The organism is Winogradskyella sp. (genome assembly GCF_013213975.1).
In the GTDB taxonomy this organism is placed as follows: Bacteria; Bacteroidota; Bacteroidia; order Flavobacteriales; family Flavobacteriaceae; genus Winogradskyella.
In genome coordinates, this window is sequence record NZ_JABSST010000020.1 from 25,892 (window position 1) to 40,345 (window position 14,454).

At 35.3% G+C, this 14,454-nt stretch carries 14 protein-coding genes and 1 tRNA gene; 9 read left to right on the forward strand and 6 right to left on the reverse strand.

All coding sequences use genetic code 11. The features are described 5' to 3' along the window. Positions 1–58 precede the first annotated feature (58 nt). The 5 genes from HRU49_RS04340 to HRU49_RS04360 are packed head-to-tail and all read left to right on the forward strand — an operon-like array spanning position 59 to position 4,904. Complete coding sequence (locus HRU49_RS04340) at positions 59–2,416, forward strand: TonB-dependent receptor (RefSeq protein WP_296354529.1); 2,358 nt, start codon at positions 59–61, stop codon at positions 2,414–2,416. Beyond that, complete coding sequence (locus HRU49_RS04345) at positions 2,416–2,880, forward strand: thioredoxin fold domain-containing protein (protein WP_296354531.1); 465 nt, start codon at positions 2,416–2,418, stop codon at positions 2,878–2,880. Before HRU49_RS04340 ends, HRU49_RS04345 begins: the two co-directional genes overlap by 1 nt. A 6-nt stretch (positions 2,881–2,886) precedes the next feature. After that, entirely contained in the window at positions 2,887–3,555 is a 669-nt protein-coding gene (locus HRU49_RS04350) for a metal-dependent transcriptional regulator (RefSeq protein ID WP_296354532.1), read from the forward strand. A 54-nt stretch (positions 3,556–3,609) separates the two neighbouring features. After that, positions 3,610–4,431 carry a ZIP family metal transporter gene (locus HRU49_RS04355; protein ID WP_296354533.1) on the forward strand — a complete coding sequence of 274 codons (822 nt, stop codon included), beginning with the start codon at positions 3,610–3,612 and terminating at the stop codon, positions 4,429–4,431. Positions 4,432–4,484: 53 nt separating this feature from the next. Beyond that, positions 4,485–4,904 (forward strand): hypothetical protein, encoded by a 420-nt coding sequence (locus HRU49_RS04360; RefSeq protein WP_296354535.1) that lies wholly within the window; start codon positions 4,485–4,487, stop codon positions 4,902–4,904. A 10-nt stretch (positions 4,905–4,914) separates the two neighbouring features. On the opposite strand, the gene HRU49_RS14665 is transcribed toward HRU49_RS04360, so the two are convergent. From HRU49_RS14665 to HRU49_RS04380, 4 genes are all read right to left on the reverse strand, one after another. Then, the gene (locus HRU49_RS14665) at positions 4,915–5,136 is read right to left on the reverse strand and encodes a FeoB-associated Cys-rich membrane protein (protein ID WP_363146265.1); all 222 of its coding nucleotides are present in this window, start codon (positions 5,134–5,136) and stop codon (positions 4,915–4,917) included. Further along, a complete protein-coding gene (gene feoB, locus HRU49_RS04370) occupies positions 5,052–7,166 on the reverse strand; it encodes a ferrous iron transport protein B (RefSeq protein ID WP_296354538.1) in 2,115 nt (704 codons plus the stop codon). The genes HRU49_RS14665 and feoB overlap by 85 nt, the downstream gene beginning before the upstream one ends. After that, positions 7,159–7,386 carry a FeoA family protein gene (locus HRU49_RS04375; protein ID WP_296354541.1) on the reverse strand — a complete coding sequence of 76 codons (228 nt, stop codon included), beginning with the start codon at positions 7,384–7,386 and terminating at the stop codon, positions 7,159–7,161. Before HRU49_RS04375 ends, feoB begins: the two co-directional genes overlap by 8 nt. Before the next feature lie 78 nt (positions 7,387–7,464). Beyond that, positions 7,465–8,139 (reverse strand): SCO family protein, encoded by a 675-nt coding sequence (locus tag HRU49_RS04380; protein WP_296354542.1) that lies wholly within the window; start codon positions 8,137–8,139, stop codon positions 7,465–7,467. 191 nt (positions 8,140–8,330) lie between these two features. Between HRU49_RS04380 and rseP the strand changes: the two genes are divergently transcribed. Then, positions 8,331–9,671 carry an RIP metalloprotease RseP gene (rseP, locus tag HRU49_RS04385; protein ID WP_296354544.1) on the forward strand — a complete coding sequence of 447 codons (1,341 nt, stop codon included), beginning with the start codon at positions 8,331–8,333 and terminating at the stop codon, positions 9,669–9,671. Positions 9,672–9,743: 72 nt separating this feature from the next. Beyond that, positions 9,744–9,817 (forward strand) — tRNA-Asn (locus HRU49_RS04390). Positions 9,818–9,869: 52 nt separating this feature from the next. Here the strand turns inward: HRU49_RS04390 and HRU49_RS04395 are convergent. Further along, positions 9,870–10,820: an NAD-dependent epimerase/dehydratase family protein gene (locus HRU49_RS04395; protein ID WP_296354546.1), complete on the reverse strand. Its 951-nt coding sequence runs from the start codon at positions 10,818–10,820 to the stop codon at positions 9,870–9,872. A 167-nt stretch (positions 10,821–10,987) separates the two neighbouring features. Between HRU49_RS04395 and HRU49_RS04400 the strand changes: the two genes are divergently transcribed. Further along, entirely contained in the window at positions 10,988–11,518 is a 531-nt protein-coding gene (locus HRU49_RS04400; protein WP_296354548.1) for a hypothetical protein, read from the forward strand. Between the two features lie 97 nt (positions 11,519–11,615). Continuing rightward, positions 11,616–13,682: a M13 family metallopeptidase gene (locus HRU49_RS04405; protein ID WP_296354551.1), complete on the forward strand. Its 2,067-nt coding sequence runs from the start codon at positions 11,616–11,618 to the stop codon at positions 13,680–13,682. A gap of 64 nt (positions 13,683–13,746) precedes the next feature. Here the strand turns inward: HRU49_RS04405 and HRU49_RS04410 are convergent. Beyond that, positions 13,747–14,454, reverse strand: a 708-nt coding sequence (locus HRU49_RS04410) for a hypothetical protein (protein ID WP_296354552.1), incomplete at its 5' end; no start/stop codon positions are given.

Here is a 14,454-nt window from a genome sequence, read left to right on the forward strand (position 1 = left end):
ATGATTAAAATTTAGATGAGTCTAAAAATATTTTTATATTTGCATAAAAATTGTTGCCATGCGAATTAGGACTTTCCTGTTTTTCCTGAATTTTAATGCGATTCTTTTAGCCCAAAATGAGCCAGTGAAAGGGGTTATCCGTGCAGGTGATGAGCCTGTATCCTTTGCATCTTTAAAGTTTAAAAATTCGTCAAAAACCTACACCACCTATTCTGACGAAGTAGGTGCATTTGCCTTAGCTATGCCATTAGGTGAGTATCAATTAGATGTTGAAGCTCTAGGCTACAGACCAAAAGAAGCTTCAATAACCATAAGTAAATCCAATAAGAACACCCTAGTCATCGAATTGGTAGAAGATTTATTAGGACTAGATGAAGTAGTTGTAAGTGCAACACGAAATCGTGTTAATAAAAAAGAGGCACCAATAATTGTAAATACTCTTGGAGAAAAACTCATAAATGCAACGCAAGCCATAGCTGTTTCTGAAAGTTTAAATTATTCACCTGGTGTACGTATTGAGAATAACTGCCAAAATTGTGGATTTACCCAAGTAAGACTCAATGGTTTGGATGGGGGTTATTCTCAGATTTTGGTGAATAGTCGTGCTATTTTTAGTGCCCTGAACAGTGTTTATGGTTTAGAGCAAATACCAACTCAGATTGTAGATAAAGTTGAGATTGTGAGAAGTGGAGGTTCGGCATTGTATGGCTCTAATGCTATAGCAGGTACAGTGAATATTATCACTAAAGATCCTGTTTTAAATACATGGGAGGTAGGGAGTTATCTTGGGTTAGTCGATGGTGACACACCAGATCGTATTCTCAATTTTAATGCGTCTTTGGTTTCTGATAACTTAAACTCTGGTGCTACTTTTTATGGAATACATAGAAATCGTGAAGAATGGGATGCTAATGGAGATGGATTTACTGAGATGGTAGAACTTAAAAATACCACCTTTGGTACTAAATTATATCATAAACCAACAGATAGAAGTCGTATTACCTTAGATGCAACTGTATTAAATGAGTATCGTCGTGGTGGTGATCGATTAGAACTGCCTCCACATTTAACAGATATTACCGAAGAATTAACACATAATACTATTTTGGGTGGTGCGAGTTACGATTTTCACAATCCTGCTAACACCAATTTCTATTCAGTTTATAGTTCGGTACAATTTACAGATAGAGATAGTTATTATGGTGGTTTGGGTGGTGGTAGAACTGAACAAGATAGTCTTACGGCTTTAAATGCTTATGGTATGACTAAAGACTTGGCTATTGCGAGTGGCTTTCAAATGACCAATAATTTTAAGCGCGACATCTTAACCTCCGGTATCGAATATAATTTTAGTAATACTCAGGATAAGATTGTAGGCTATAATCGAAATATAGATCAAAGTGTTAATGCTGTTGGTCTGTATGCGCAATACGAATGGAAACCAAATAAAAGATTCTCAGCATTAATTGGTTCAAGAATTGATCATATCAATGTAGAAGGAACATATTCAGTTGGTGATATTTCACGAAATGTAGATATTTCTCAAACAACCATAAACCCAAGATTAACCTTAGCATATCAGCTCACAGATGATTTAAAATTTAGAGGTGGTTATGCGAGAGGTTTTAGAGCTCCTCAAGCATTTAATGAAGATTTGCATATCTCATCAGTAGGAGGAGAGCCACAATTTGTAATTCTTTCCAATAATCTTGAAGCGGAATTCTCTAATGCCTTTACAGGGTCTTTAAATTGGACAAAAGAATTCAATACCACACAAACTAATTTTCTATTAGAAGGGTTTTACACTAGTTTAGAAGATCCATTCACCTTAGTGAGTACAGCAGCCCAATTGCCTAATGGTTCTATAGTTGAAGAGGTAAGAAATGGTGAAGGTGCGAAGGTTTATGGGGCCAACTTTGAATTTGGAGTCTCTCCATCCAAGAAATGGTTGTTTCAAATCGGCGGTACGTTACAGCAGTCGGAATATAATGAACCACAATTATTATATGAAGCGGATGGCAGTGTTCCAACTGAGGGAGATATTTTAATTAATGAGTTCACTAGAAACCCAAATGTTTATGGTTATTTAAATTCGAATTGGACACCAAGCGATAAGTTCAGTTTATCAGCCACAGGAACCTTTACAGGATCTATGATTGTGCCTCGTGTTGTAAGTGATTCAGGGTTTTTGAGTTTAGTTGAAAGTGATTCGTTTTTTGATTTAAATCTTAATGCCGAAACGCATTTCGACGTCTCTGAAGAATTTCAGTTAACCTTAAATGTTGGAGTTAAGAATGCATTCAACAGTTTTCAGGACGATTTTGAAAGCGGTCCGACAAGAGATTCTGATTATATTTATGGTCCAGCCCTTCCAAGAACATTTTTTATTGGTATCAAAATTGGTAAAATGCACTAATGAGAAGATTATTCGCCATAATATGCATAGCATTGTCTGTTTTAAGTTTTAAATCAGATGAGCAGGTTAACTGGTTAACGTTTGAAGAACTTGAAAATGCATTAACTGATAAGCCTAAGAAAGTCATCATTAGTTTCTATGCAGACTGGTGCGTGTATTGTAAGAAAATGGAGAAGGCAGTGTATTCTAAACCAGATATTATTAGACAGCTTTATCAATCCTATTACGCCGTAAAATTCAATGTAGAGTCTACCGACACCATACAATTTGGTGGGAGGGAATTTAGAAATCTTAATACAGGGAAAAAACGAAGAGCTTTTCATCAAATTCCAGAACTTCTTGCTGGCAGAGAAAATCAAGAATTGGAATTACCTGCAACTGTTATTTTAGATCAACAGTTTAATATTATAAAACGCTATTATCGTTACCTGTCTCCTAAAGAAATGGCAGCATTTTTAAAATAAACTATCATGCTAACGACACTAACAGAAGAGAACTATCTAAAAGCGATTTATCATATTAGTCAGTCAACGCAGTCGGAAGTTAGTACTAATGCTATTGCCCAAAAAATAGACGCTAAGGCATCTTCGGTAACAGACATGCTAAAGAAGTTGGCAGATAAGAATTTAATCACATACATAAAATACAGAGGAGTGCATCTTACCGAAAAGGGCAGGCTTGCAGCAGTAGATATTGTTAGGAAGCATCGTCTCTGGGAAGTTTTTTTAGTAGACAAGTTAAACTTTGCTTGGGACGAGGTTCATGACGTAGCCGAGCAATTAGAACATATTAAATCGCAGAAACTTATTAACGAATTAGAGGCTTTATTAGACTTTCCGACACACGATCCTCATGGGGATCCTATTCCAGATAAAAACGGACAAATTCACAGGACAAATAAGATTCTTTTATCTCAGGCTGAGGTTGGAAAATCTTATACCTGCGTCGGTGTCTTGGATTCATCTTCAGATTTTTTGAAGTATTTAGATAAGTATAAAATTGGCATTGGTACAGCACTGCAATTAGAAGATAAAGAAGATTTTGACCAGTCAATGAATATTATAATAAATGACGATGCTATTGTAATGTCTAAAGCTATAACTAACAATATTTATGTGAAATTGCATAAAGGAAATTAGGAAATTACAGATGATTTTCAATTAAATCGATTAATAAAACAACAATACAAAAAAATGGAAAGCATAATAGAGTACTTCGAATCAATTGATCCTATTTTAGGAGCATTATATGCCTCTTTATTTACTTGGATTTTAACAGCTGCAGGTGCATCGCTAGTCTTTTTCTTTAGAGGAATGAATCGAGCTGTTTTAGATGGCATGTTAGGATTTACTGGTGGTGTGATGGTAGCAGCGAGTTTTTGGAGTTTACTGGCACCAGGTATAGAAATGAGTCCAGGTGAAGGCTTTGTAAAGGTAATTCCAGCCGCAGTTGGTTTTGGACTAGGCGCATTATTCTTATATGGATTAGATAAAATCTTACCTCATTTACATATCAATTTCAAAGAGAGTGAAAAAGAAGGGTTGAAAACACCTTGGCACAGAACAACATTATTAGTATTAGCTATTACCTTACATAATATACCTGAGGGTTTAGCGGTGGGTGTATTATTTGGTGGAGTCGCGGCAGGTATTCCAGAAGCCACCATAGGTGGAGCAGTGGCATTAGCACTAGGTATTGCTATTCAGAATTTTCCTGAAGGATTAGCTGTTTCTATGCCAATGCGAAGACAAGGTGCTAGTAAGTTTAAGAGCTTTTGGTATGGGCAATTGTCTGCAATTGTAGAACCAATAGCTGCTGTTATCGGTGCTGTAGCTGTTACATTTTTTACACCGATTTTACCATATGCTTTGGCTTTTGCGGCAGGTGCAATGATTTTTGTTGTGGTTGAAGAGGTAATTCCTGAAACTCAACGCGATAAGTATACAGACATCGCAACGCTTGGTTTTATTGGTGGTTTTATTGTAATGATGACCTTAGATGTTGGACTCGGATAATATTATTTGTCATATTGATAAATTATCCTCGTCTTTAGAGCAAACACAACCACATGAATCGACTATTATTTATTCTCTTTTTTCTGTGTTCACTTGGAATGGCGGCACAAGATTCAACGACAACTAAAGTTAAACATTATAAAATTGCATTTGGTAAAACCGTTTTGGTAGAACATTTAAAAATTGAATTTAAAACGCTTTCACTAGATGCACGCTGTCCAAAGGAGGTTACCTGTATACGTGGTGGTGAAGTTATTGTTGGACTTGCTGTTTATGATAAGAGGGCTTTACTTCAGGAGTTAAATCTTACATTTTACCCATATGGTATGACAGAGTTTCTTACAGGACTACTTGCATCTAATGGAATTTCAATTAAGAATTTACAGTTATTGCCTTATCCAAAGGCAGATTTCAATCAAATTAATAGTAATTATTATTTGGAGTTTGACACCTTGACTTCAAAAACAGAGTAGGTTCTAAGAATTAGTGACATCCACAGTCGTCATTTGCACCACAAGATTTCGTTGCCTTTTTCGGTTTCCAAATAAACTTTCTTACTAGGAAGATAACGGCCAATGCCAAAGTAGAAAAGACGAGTATGTTTTGAATAATCGTATTCATTATTTTAATACTTGAAATGCTATTAAAGCAACAATATAAGCAAATCCACTCATGAATACCAATTGCAACGATGGCCATTTCCATGAATTTGTTTCACGTTTCACGACGGCCAGGGTGCTCATGCATTGCATAGCAAACGCATAAAATAACAGTAGCGAAATGCCGGATGCTAGCGTAAATACTTTTGTTCCATCGCTATGTGTTTCTTCTGCCATTCTATTTTTTATGGTTGACATGGCTTCGTCTTCGTCTTCAATATCGTTAGCGCTTCCAATACTGTAAATGGTGGCTAATGTACCGACAAAAACCTCTCTTGCGGCGAAAGACGTCACTAACCCAATACCTATTTTCCAATCATAACCTAAAGGTTGAATAACAGGTTCCATTCCTTTTCCAATTATACCAATATATGAGTGCTCTAATTTATGTTCTGCGACTAAATCATTAAGCTCATCTTCTGATAGATTAGGATGTCTTTCTGTAACAATGGCCTCAGCATTATTAAATTGTTCACCAGGTCCATAGGATGCTAAAAACCACAATACAATTGAAATTGCTAATATGATTTTACCAGCTTCGAATACAAAGGTTTTTGTTTTTTCTAAAACAGTTAATCCTACATTCTTAAGAAGCGGCATCTTGTAACTCGGCATCTCAATGACAAAGTAAGATTTACTTTTAATCTTCAGGATTTTATTTAAGATAAAGGCTGCAAATACAGCAGTTAGAAAACCTAATGCATATAAAGACATTAATGTAAGTGCTTGGTAGCTTAAGCCTAAAAATGTCCCTTCGGGAATAACTAGTGCTATGATAATAACATAAACAGGTAATCTTGCCGAACAGGTTGTAAAAGGAGTAACAAGAATGGTTATGAGTCGTTCTTTCCAACTTTCAATATTTCGAGCTGCCATAACCGCGGGTATAGCACAAGCATTTCCAGAAATTAATGGTACAACACTTTTACCGCTTAATCCAAAACGTCGCATTAGTCTATCCATTAAAAAAACCACGCGACTCATATAGCCGCTTTCTTCTAGTATTGATATAAAAAGAAATAGGAAAGCAATTGGGGGAATAAATACCATAATGCCTCCGATTCCAGCAATAATACCTTCAGCTAATAGGTTTGTAAAAGCACCAGCAGGAAGTGTGTTTTTTACCCAGTCCGCAAGATTAGAAAAACCTAGATCTATTAAGTCTGCAGGATAGGTTGCCCAATCATAGACCGCTTGAAACATCAATAAGAGGATAAAGAAGAAAATCACATAACCCCAAACCTTATGGGTTAGAATTCTGTCTATTTTAATTCTAAAATCTTTAGCGTTAGCTAAATCTATGGTTTGTCCCTTTTTGAGCGTGTTATTAATAAACTGGTAGCGTTTTATAGTTTCTTTTTGTTGTAATCGCTTAAGGTCTGTTTCAGACTTAGTTTTAAAGTTGTTAACAGCTTCGATAGTAGCGCGATCAGTTTTACCAAAATTCACATCTTGCGTAATAACCAACCATAGTTTATATAGTAATTGATCTGGAAAAGCTTTTTTAAGACTATCAAAATATTCAGGATCTATTGAGGAAGCGTTTAAACAGGGTTTGGTAGATAAAGAGTCGTATTTAGCTATGAGTTCTTTAAGTTCTGAAATACCATTATTTTTTCGAGTGCTTATTAAAGCAATTTTGGTTTCAAGTTGGCTTTCTAAGTAAGGAATGTCTAATGAAATGCCTTTGTAAGCCATACGATCAGACATGTTAATAGCCAAAACTGTTGGAATTTCAAGATCTTTTATTTGTGTAAATAACAAAAGATTACGTTTTAAATTCTCAACATCTGTTACAACAACAGCAACATCTGGAAAGTTTTTGTCGTTTCGATTAAGAAGTAATTCAATAACTACATTTTCATCTAAAGACGATGCATTAAGACTGTAAGTACCTGGTAAATCTAAAATGTGAGCTTTTGTGCCGTCAGCAAGCTTGCAAGTTCCTTCTTTCTTATCTACGGTAATACCAGGGTAATTACCAACTTTTTGATTTAATCCAGTAAGCGCATTAAAAACCGAAGTTTTTCCCGTATTAGGATTTCCAATTAAGGCAACGTTAATCTGCTTACTCATCTATAGACGCGATTAAAATATGGTTAGCCGTTTCTTTTCTAATGGCCAAATGAGAACCATTGATATTGAGGTACATGGGGTCAGAAAAAGAGGAAATAGCGACTAATTCAACAGAATTACCCGGTAAACAACCCATCTCTAATAATTTAAGAGGAATTTCTTTGGAAGAAACATCTGTAATTACGGCGTGCTGTCCACGTTTTAAATCTGCTAATGTCAAGCTTGGCTTATTTAGATTAATTTTAAAAAAGCAAAAATAAGTGAAATAATCTACTAGCTGAAACGCTTTATAAAGAATTTAGGACTCCGATTTAAGGGTTTCTATGTCTTCAAGAAGTTGCTCAATATCCTCTGGATTGGTGCCATCGTAAAATCCTCGAATTTGTCGTTTTTTATCAATGAGCATAAAATTTTCGGTATGAATCATATCATACTCATCGCCATTACCTTGCGTTTTAACAGCCAAATAGCTTTTACGCGCTAACTCATAGATTTGCTTTTTATTACCAGTGACTAAATTCCATTTACTATCAATCACCCCTTTTTCTTGCGCATATTTTTTAAGTTGAGCTACACTATCAATATTTGGTGTTACGGAATGCGATAGAAGCATAACGTCATCATCATTTATAATTTCTTTCTGAATTTGATACATATGATCTGTCATGATAGGACAAATGGTAGGACAGGTTGTGAAAAAGAAATCAGCAACGTAGATTTTATCTTTATAAGTCTCTTGAGTAATTGTTTCACCATTTTGATTAATTAGGCTAAAATCAGCTATCGTATGGTATTTCATTTTATGCTGAATGGTACTATCCACCAATTGTTCACTGACCATACCAGGTTGCCAAACAGGCAGTGGTTGTTTTACGTTTAAAATATTATAGATAAGTACTATGATTACAACACATAACACAGTGAAGAAAATTCCGAAATTTTTATAACTCTTAAAAAACCCTAGAAACGACATAAAGTAAAGTTTTAAATCCGAGTGCAAAGGTAAGATTCAAGCTAGTTTTTCAGAACTTTTTTAACACAATAGTAGGCTTTCAACTTCTTGATTAATAAAATGCTGTTAAAAATAAATCGATAAGAAATACAATTATTTTCTAAATGCCTTGAAAACCTTACTTTTGTCAATCGAAATTTGAAAATAACTACATGGAATTTGTAATTAAGATATCCCAATTCTTACTAAGTTTATCCCTTCTCATTGTTTTGCACGAGTTAGGTCACTTTTTACCAGCTAAGGCATTTAAAACTAAGGTTGAGAAGTTCTATTTGTTCTTTGACGTGAAGTATTCACTCTTTAAAAAGAAGATTGGAGAAACTGTTTATGGTATAGGTTGGTTACCTCTCGGTGGGTATGTTAAGATTGCTGGAATGATAGATGAGAGCATGGATAAGGAGCAGATGGCACAACCACCACAACCCTGGGAATTTAGATCCAAGCCAGCATGGCAACGTCTAATAATTATGTTAGGTGGTGTTACCGTTAATTTTATTTTGGCTTATGTGATATATGTTTTTGTGTCTTTTACTTATGGTGATACTGATATAAAAATTGACAGTTTAAGAGGTGGTTATCTTATTGAAAACCAAGTGCTATTAGATGCTGGGTTTGAAACTGGCGATAAAGTCCTTGCCATTAATGATCAACGTATCGAGAAGGATTCTGAAATCGGACAATATATTATTGGAGCAGAACAAATCACTGTAGATAGAAACGGACAAGAAAAAGTAATTAATCTTCCAGAGAATTTTTTGGGTCAGTTATCCGATGAGGGTAGTAAAAACCTATATAAATACCGCTATCCATTTATTGTAGAATCTGTTCCGGACTCCTCAGTTAATAAAAGTGTAGATATAAAAGAAGGTGATGTTATCTTAAGCCTCAACGGTAAAACTTTAGACTACTTTGATTTGTTTGAAAATGAATTAAAAAATTTGAAAGGTCAAACAGTGACTGCCGAAGTGTTACGTGGCGATGAGACCATTACAAGAAAACTTGAAGTAAATAATGATGCTAAGCTTAATATTTTTAGATTAATTGATGCGAAAAGATTTATTGAATTGGGCTACTATGAAGTTATTAAAAGAGAATATTCCTTTGGAGAAAGCTTTGCAGCAGGAGGTAAAAAGTTTACCTCAACCATTGTTAACTATTTTGCACAATTAAAAGCCATTTTTAATCCTAAAACAGGAGCTTACAAAGGCTTAGGTGGTTTTAAAGCGATTTATGACATTTTTCCTGACTTCTGGAGCTGGGAAGCTTTCTGGAAATTAACAGCTTTTCTATCTATTATGTTAGCCATTTTAAACTTGTTACCAATACCAGCATTAGATGGTGGTCATGTAATGTTTTTATTATATGAAATGGTATCAGGACGTAAACCCAGTGAAAAGTTTTTAGAGCGTGCACAGATCGTTGGATTCTTTATCCTCATTGCTTTAGTATTATTTGCTAACGGTAATGATATTTTTAAAGCGATAACACGTTAAAAAAATAAGTTTTCATATTGTAGAGATTAAAAAATAATTTATATTTGCGCTCGCTAAAGCGAAAAAAGATCTTCCTCAGTAGCTCAGTTGGTTAGAGCATCTGACTGTTAATCAGAGGGTCGTTGGTTCGAGCCCAACCTGAGGAGCAAAAAAAGCCTGATAATTTTATCAGGCTTTTTTGTTTTATAAAGTAAAATCTTATTGGTACTTTTTCTTTAATTCATTTAGCATAGTATCCGTCATTGCATCTAAATCAAAACTGTGCTGCCAGCTCCAGTCATGTCGCGCAATAGTGTCATCTATTGATGATGGCCAGCTATTTGCAATAGCTTGTCTAAAATCGGGTTGGTAGGTAATTTCAAATTCTGGAATACGGCTTTTAATGCTCTCATAAATATTTTTTGGCGTGAATGAAATCGCTGATAAATTATAAGAGGATCTAATGGTTAAATCTTCGGCTGAAGCCTGCATTAGGTCTATCGTGGCTTTAATGGCGTCATCCATAAACATCATAGGTAAGCTTGTGTTTTCTGATAGGAAACATTCGTATTTGCCATGCTTAATGGCTTCATGATAAATTTCTACAGCATAATCTGTAGTACCACCACCAGGCATAGTTTTGTGGCTAATGATCCCAGGATAACGTAAACTTCTTACATCAACGCCGTATTTGTTGTGATAATACTCACACCAACGCTCACCGACTTGTTTTGTTATGCCATATACCGTAGTGGGTTCGCAAATGGTATGCTGAGGAGTAAATTCCTTTGGTGTTGTTGGTCCAAATACAGCAATACTACTTGGCCAATACACCTTTTTTATAGTACCTCCTTTGGCAAGATTAAGAACATGGAACAAAGAATTCATGTTAAGGTCCCAAGCTTCCATTGGGTACTTTTCGCCTGTAGCACTTAATAGCGCTGCCATTAAATAAACGGTGTCTATCTCGTAGTTTTTACAACAGTCCTTAATTGCATTAAAATTCTTAGCATCAATGATTTCAAAGGGGCCAGAATTAACCAGTTCCAAGTTTCTGGTGTTAATATCACTGGCAATGACATTGCTCTGGCCATAAATTTCTCTGAGCTTAGTCGTTAATTCTGAGCCTATTTGGCCACCTGCTCCAATGATTAAAATTTTTGAGGACATATTAATTATTATATAATTCTCAAAAATAATAAGAAATAGGGTGTTAAATAATTAAAATCTTCAGAAAAAAAGAACGTTTTCTAGGAAGTTGACAATCTTAACTTTAAGATTATACTAGGTGATTAGAATATTAGTTTAAGTATATTTACAAGCAAATTGTACTGACAATGAAATTAGGATTAGTCCTTTTTAATTTAGTGTTTATTATGTTGCTAAGCTGTTCTGGTGATCAACAGACTACTTCTGATACTGAAACCTCAGAGAAGGACGACACTGCCTTTAAAATTACAGCCGAAATCATAGAGAAATTTGAATATGCCGATTATGCATTGAGTACTGATGGAGAAAACGCAGTTAAAGAATGGGAAAAGTATCAGGAATTAGCAATCCAAGTGGGCTATTTGAAGAAAGGGGATCTTTCATTTTTCAATGGTGATAACAAGCTTTTGAAAAAATTTATTGAGACATTTAAGATAGAACTACCGGATGCGCTTAGAACTAATCCTATAGAATCTAGAGTTATTATCGTAGAGACTACACTATTACGATTGAACGAAAATTTAACTTTAGATAATATAGACAAGCGATTAAAACTAGAGAGTGTTAAGGAGGTTGTTGTGGCATTTTCAAATCTCAACTTTCTGATTAATAAGAAATTAATTAGAGATAAGGGAGAGAAAATACAATCGCAGTATTAAATGACCACTTGTTAAAATTGAATTGATTTGTAACAATTTTCCTTTAAAGCGGTCTTATTACTAACTACAAGAAATTCGAATTAATTAAAATCACATTATGAGAACCAATCTTAGTCGCGTTCTAGCGATATCAGGTTTGGCATTCTTTGCGTTTGTTGGATGTAAAGATGAAGCCAAGAACGACACTGCTTTAGCAGAGGAAAAAATTCCAGGAATTATATTGGAAAATATGGACACTAGCATAAGTCCAAAAGACGATTTTTACAAGTATGTAAACGGTAAATGGTTAGAAACAAATGCAATTCCAGACGACGAGTCGCGTTGGGGAGGATTCGGTGTTTTACGCAAATCTACACGACAAGATGTTCTAAGCATATTAAACACATCGAAGGAACTAGGAACCTATAAAGAAGGATCAGATCAGCAAAAAGCGCTACTTATTTTTGAATCTGAACTAGATACTATAGCACGTAATGAAGCGGGTATTTCACCAATTCAACCTTTACTAGATAAGATTGGAGGTATTAATAACTTAAGCGATATGCAAACTGTTTTTGCCTCAACACTTGGTGTTTCTGCTCCATTTGCAGGTATTGGGGCGAATCCAGATCTTAATGATAGTAGCATGAATACAGCTTGGGTATTTCCAGCTGGATTAGGATTACAACGCGATTACTATTTAGATCAAGATGAAAAGACCAAAGAAATTAGAGGACAATATGTTGCTCATGTGGCAAGAATGCTTCAGTATATCAATTATTCAGAAGCTGATGCTAAAGCTGCAGCAGACAGGATCTTAGCTATGGAAACGCAACTTGCTGAACCAAGATTAGATAAAGTGTCAAGCAGAGATATTAGAAACTTTAATAACCCTACCTCTTTAGCAGATTTACAGGCTATGGCACCAGCGATTAACTGGCAAAAATTTATGGATGATATGGGTATAGACAAACAAGTAGATACCCTGTTGGTGATGCAGCCAAAGTACATGAAAGCCATGGATGCTTTTTTAAAGACTACATCTATTAAAGATATTAAGACCTTAATGGATTGGAGTACTTTAAATAGTGCAGCAGGCTTTTTAACAACTGAAATTGAAAAAGCGAGTTGGGAATTTTACGGTAAAACCTTAAGAGGTTCAAAGACAATGCTTCCTGCTGAGGAGCGCGCTCTTGGTACCGTTGATGGTAGTGTAGGTGAAGCTGTTGGTCAACTTTATGTTCAAGCTAAGTTTCCACCTGAAGCTAAAGAAAAGGCTGAAAAAATGATCGCTAATGTAATTACTGCATTCCAAAATCGAATAAATAAATTGGATTGGATGAGTGAAGTGACTAAAGCTAAAGCCATTGAGAAATTAGACAAGATGACTGTAAAAATTGCTTATCCAGATGAGTGGGAAGATTACTCTGATTTACAGGTAGAAGAAGGTAATTCTTATGCTGAAAATATGATTGCTGTTGGCGCGTGGTCACAGAAGAAAAATTTAAGTGATATTAACGAGCCTGTAGACAAGACAAAATGGGGCATGCCACCACAAATGGTCAATGCATATTTTAATCCGTTAAACAATGAAATTGTATTTCCAGCGGCGATTTTACAACCTCCATTTTATAACTATACTGCAGATGAAGCTGTAAATTATGGAGGTATTGGTGCTGTTATTGGTCATGAGATTTCACATGCTTTTGATGATTCTGGAGCAAGGTTTGATGCGGATGGAAATGTGAATAATTGGTGGACGCCAGAAGATTTAACAGAGTTTGGAAATAGAGGGAAAGCTTTAGTAGATCAATATTCTGCTCTTGAAGTGTTAGACAGTGTTTATGTAAACGGCGCATTTACTTTAGGCGAAAATATTGGAGACCTTGGAGGAGTATTAGGTGCATATGATGGATTACAGCTATACTTTAAGGAAAATGGAAGGCCTGAAGATATTGATGGCTTTACTGCAGAGCAACGCTTCTTTATGTCTTGGGCAACCGTTTGGAGAACTTTAATTAGAGATGAAGCCTTGAGAAATCAAATTAATACAGATCCACATTCACCAGGTCATATTAGAGCGACACAGCCATTGAAAAATGTAGATGCCTTTTATGAAGCATTTAGAATTAAGGAAGGTGATGCGATGTATTTACCTCCAGAGGAACGCGTTAGAATTTGGTAATACCGAATTTATAGAAACAAAAAATGCTGCCTTATGGCAGCATTTTTTGTTGATATGATATCAATTAATTTTTTGCAGAAGCAGCAGCTTGTTGTGCTTTTTGACTTTCTAATGCTTGTCTACTCACTTTAGCTAAATTAAAATTAGGATCTATTGCTAAAGCATCGTTCATTAATTTAATAGCAGCGTCAATATTAGCAGTCTTATTCTCAGTGAAAGTTAATAACCCTTGTTGACATAAAAGAGCAGCTTTCATTGAAGTTTCATATGGCTGCTGTGTTTCATAAAACGCGCGCTTCATATCGTCTTTTACATTTGCTAAACCGTATTCAATGTTAGATTTTGCGCCAGCAGTGTCACCGATTTGAATCTTCATATCTGCCATTTCGTAAGCTAAATAGACATTAGGACTACGTTGAAAAAGTACTTCATAGTGCTCTAAGGCTAATTTAGGCTGATTAAGGTTTTTAAGCGCTAATGCTTTCACCTCAACATTCATATCTGAGTCTGTAGCTTTCTTCTCAATACCAATAGTATTAAGTGCTTGCATGTACTTACCTTCAGATAGGTAGAGATAGGCTAAAGTGTCCTGTCTTGCAACATTAGGTTCCAAAATATTTAGATGTGTCATAGCATTGATTATACCTTGTACATCGCCTTGCTGCTTCATTTGCTTATAATAAGCTTCATAGTGTGCTTTCAATTCTACATTAGTCTGGGCAAAAACACTTGCCGAGAATAGCATAACAATTGCAATAGTAATCTGTTTCAT

Excerpts from the sequence above, each read along its gene's own strand:
- HRU49_RS04340 (WP_296354529.1), top strand. The coding sequence starts at position 59 with ATGCGAATTAGGACTTTCCTGTTTTTCCTGAATTTTAATGCGATTCTT.
- HRU49_RS04345 (WP_296354531.1), top strand. The coding sequence starts at position 2,416 with ATGAGAAGATTATTCGCCATAATATGCATAGCATTGTCTGTTTTAAGT.
- HRU49_RS04350 (WP_296354532.1), top strand. The coding sequence starts at position 2,887 with ATGCTAACGACACTAACAGAAGAGAACTATCTAAAAGCGATTTATCAT.
- HRU49_RS04355 (WP_296354533.1), top strand. The coding sequence starts at position 3,610 with ATGGAAAGCATAATAGAGTACTTCGAATCAATTGATCCTATTTTAGGA.
- HRU49_RS04360 (WP_296354535.1), top strand. The coding sequence starts at position 4,485 with ATGAATCGACTATTATTTATTCTCTTTTTTCTGTGTTCACTTGGAATG.
- HRU49_RS14665 (WP_363146265.1), bottom strand. The coding sequence starts at position 5,136 with ATGGAAATGGCCATCGTTGCAATTGGTATTCATGAGTGGATTTGCTTA.
- feoB (WP_296354538.1), bottom strand. The coding sequence starts at position 7,166 with ATGAGTAAGCAGATTAACGTTGCCTTAATTGGAAATCCTAATACGGGA.
- HRU49_RS04380 (WP_296354542.1), bottom strand. The coding sequence starts at position 8,139 with ATGTCGTTTCTAGGGTTTTTTAAGAGTTATAAAAATTTCGGAATTTTC.
- rseP (WP_296354544.1), top strand. The coding sequence starts at position 8,331 with ATGGAATTTGTAATTAAGATATCCCAATTCTTACTAAGTTTATCCCTT.
- HRU49_RS04395 (WP_296354546.1), bottom strand. The coding sequence starts at position 10,820 with ATGTCCTCAAAAATTTTAATCATTGGAGCAGGTGGCCAAATAGGCTCA.
- HRU49_RS04400 (WP_296354548.1), top strand. The coding sequence starts at position 10,988 with ATGAAATTAGGATTAGTCCTTTTTAATTTAGTGTTTATTATGTTGCTA.
- HRU49_RS04405 (WP_296354551.1), top strand. The coding sequence starts at position 11,616 with ATGAGAACCAATCTTAGTCGCGTTCTAGCGATATCAGGTTTGGCATTC.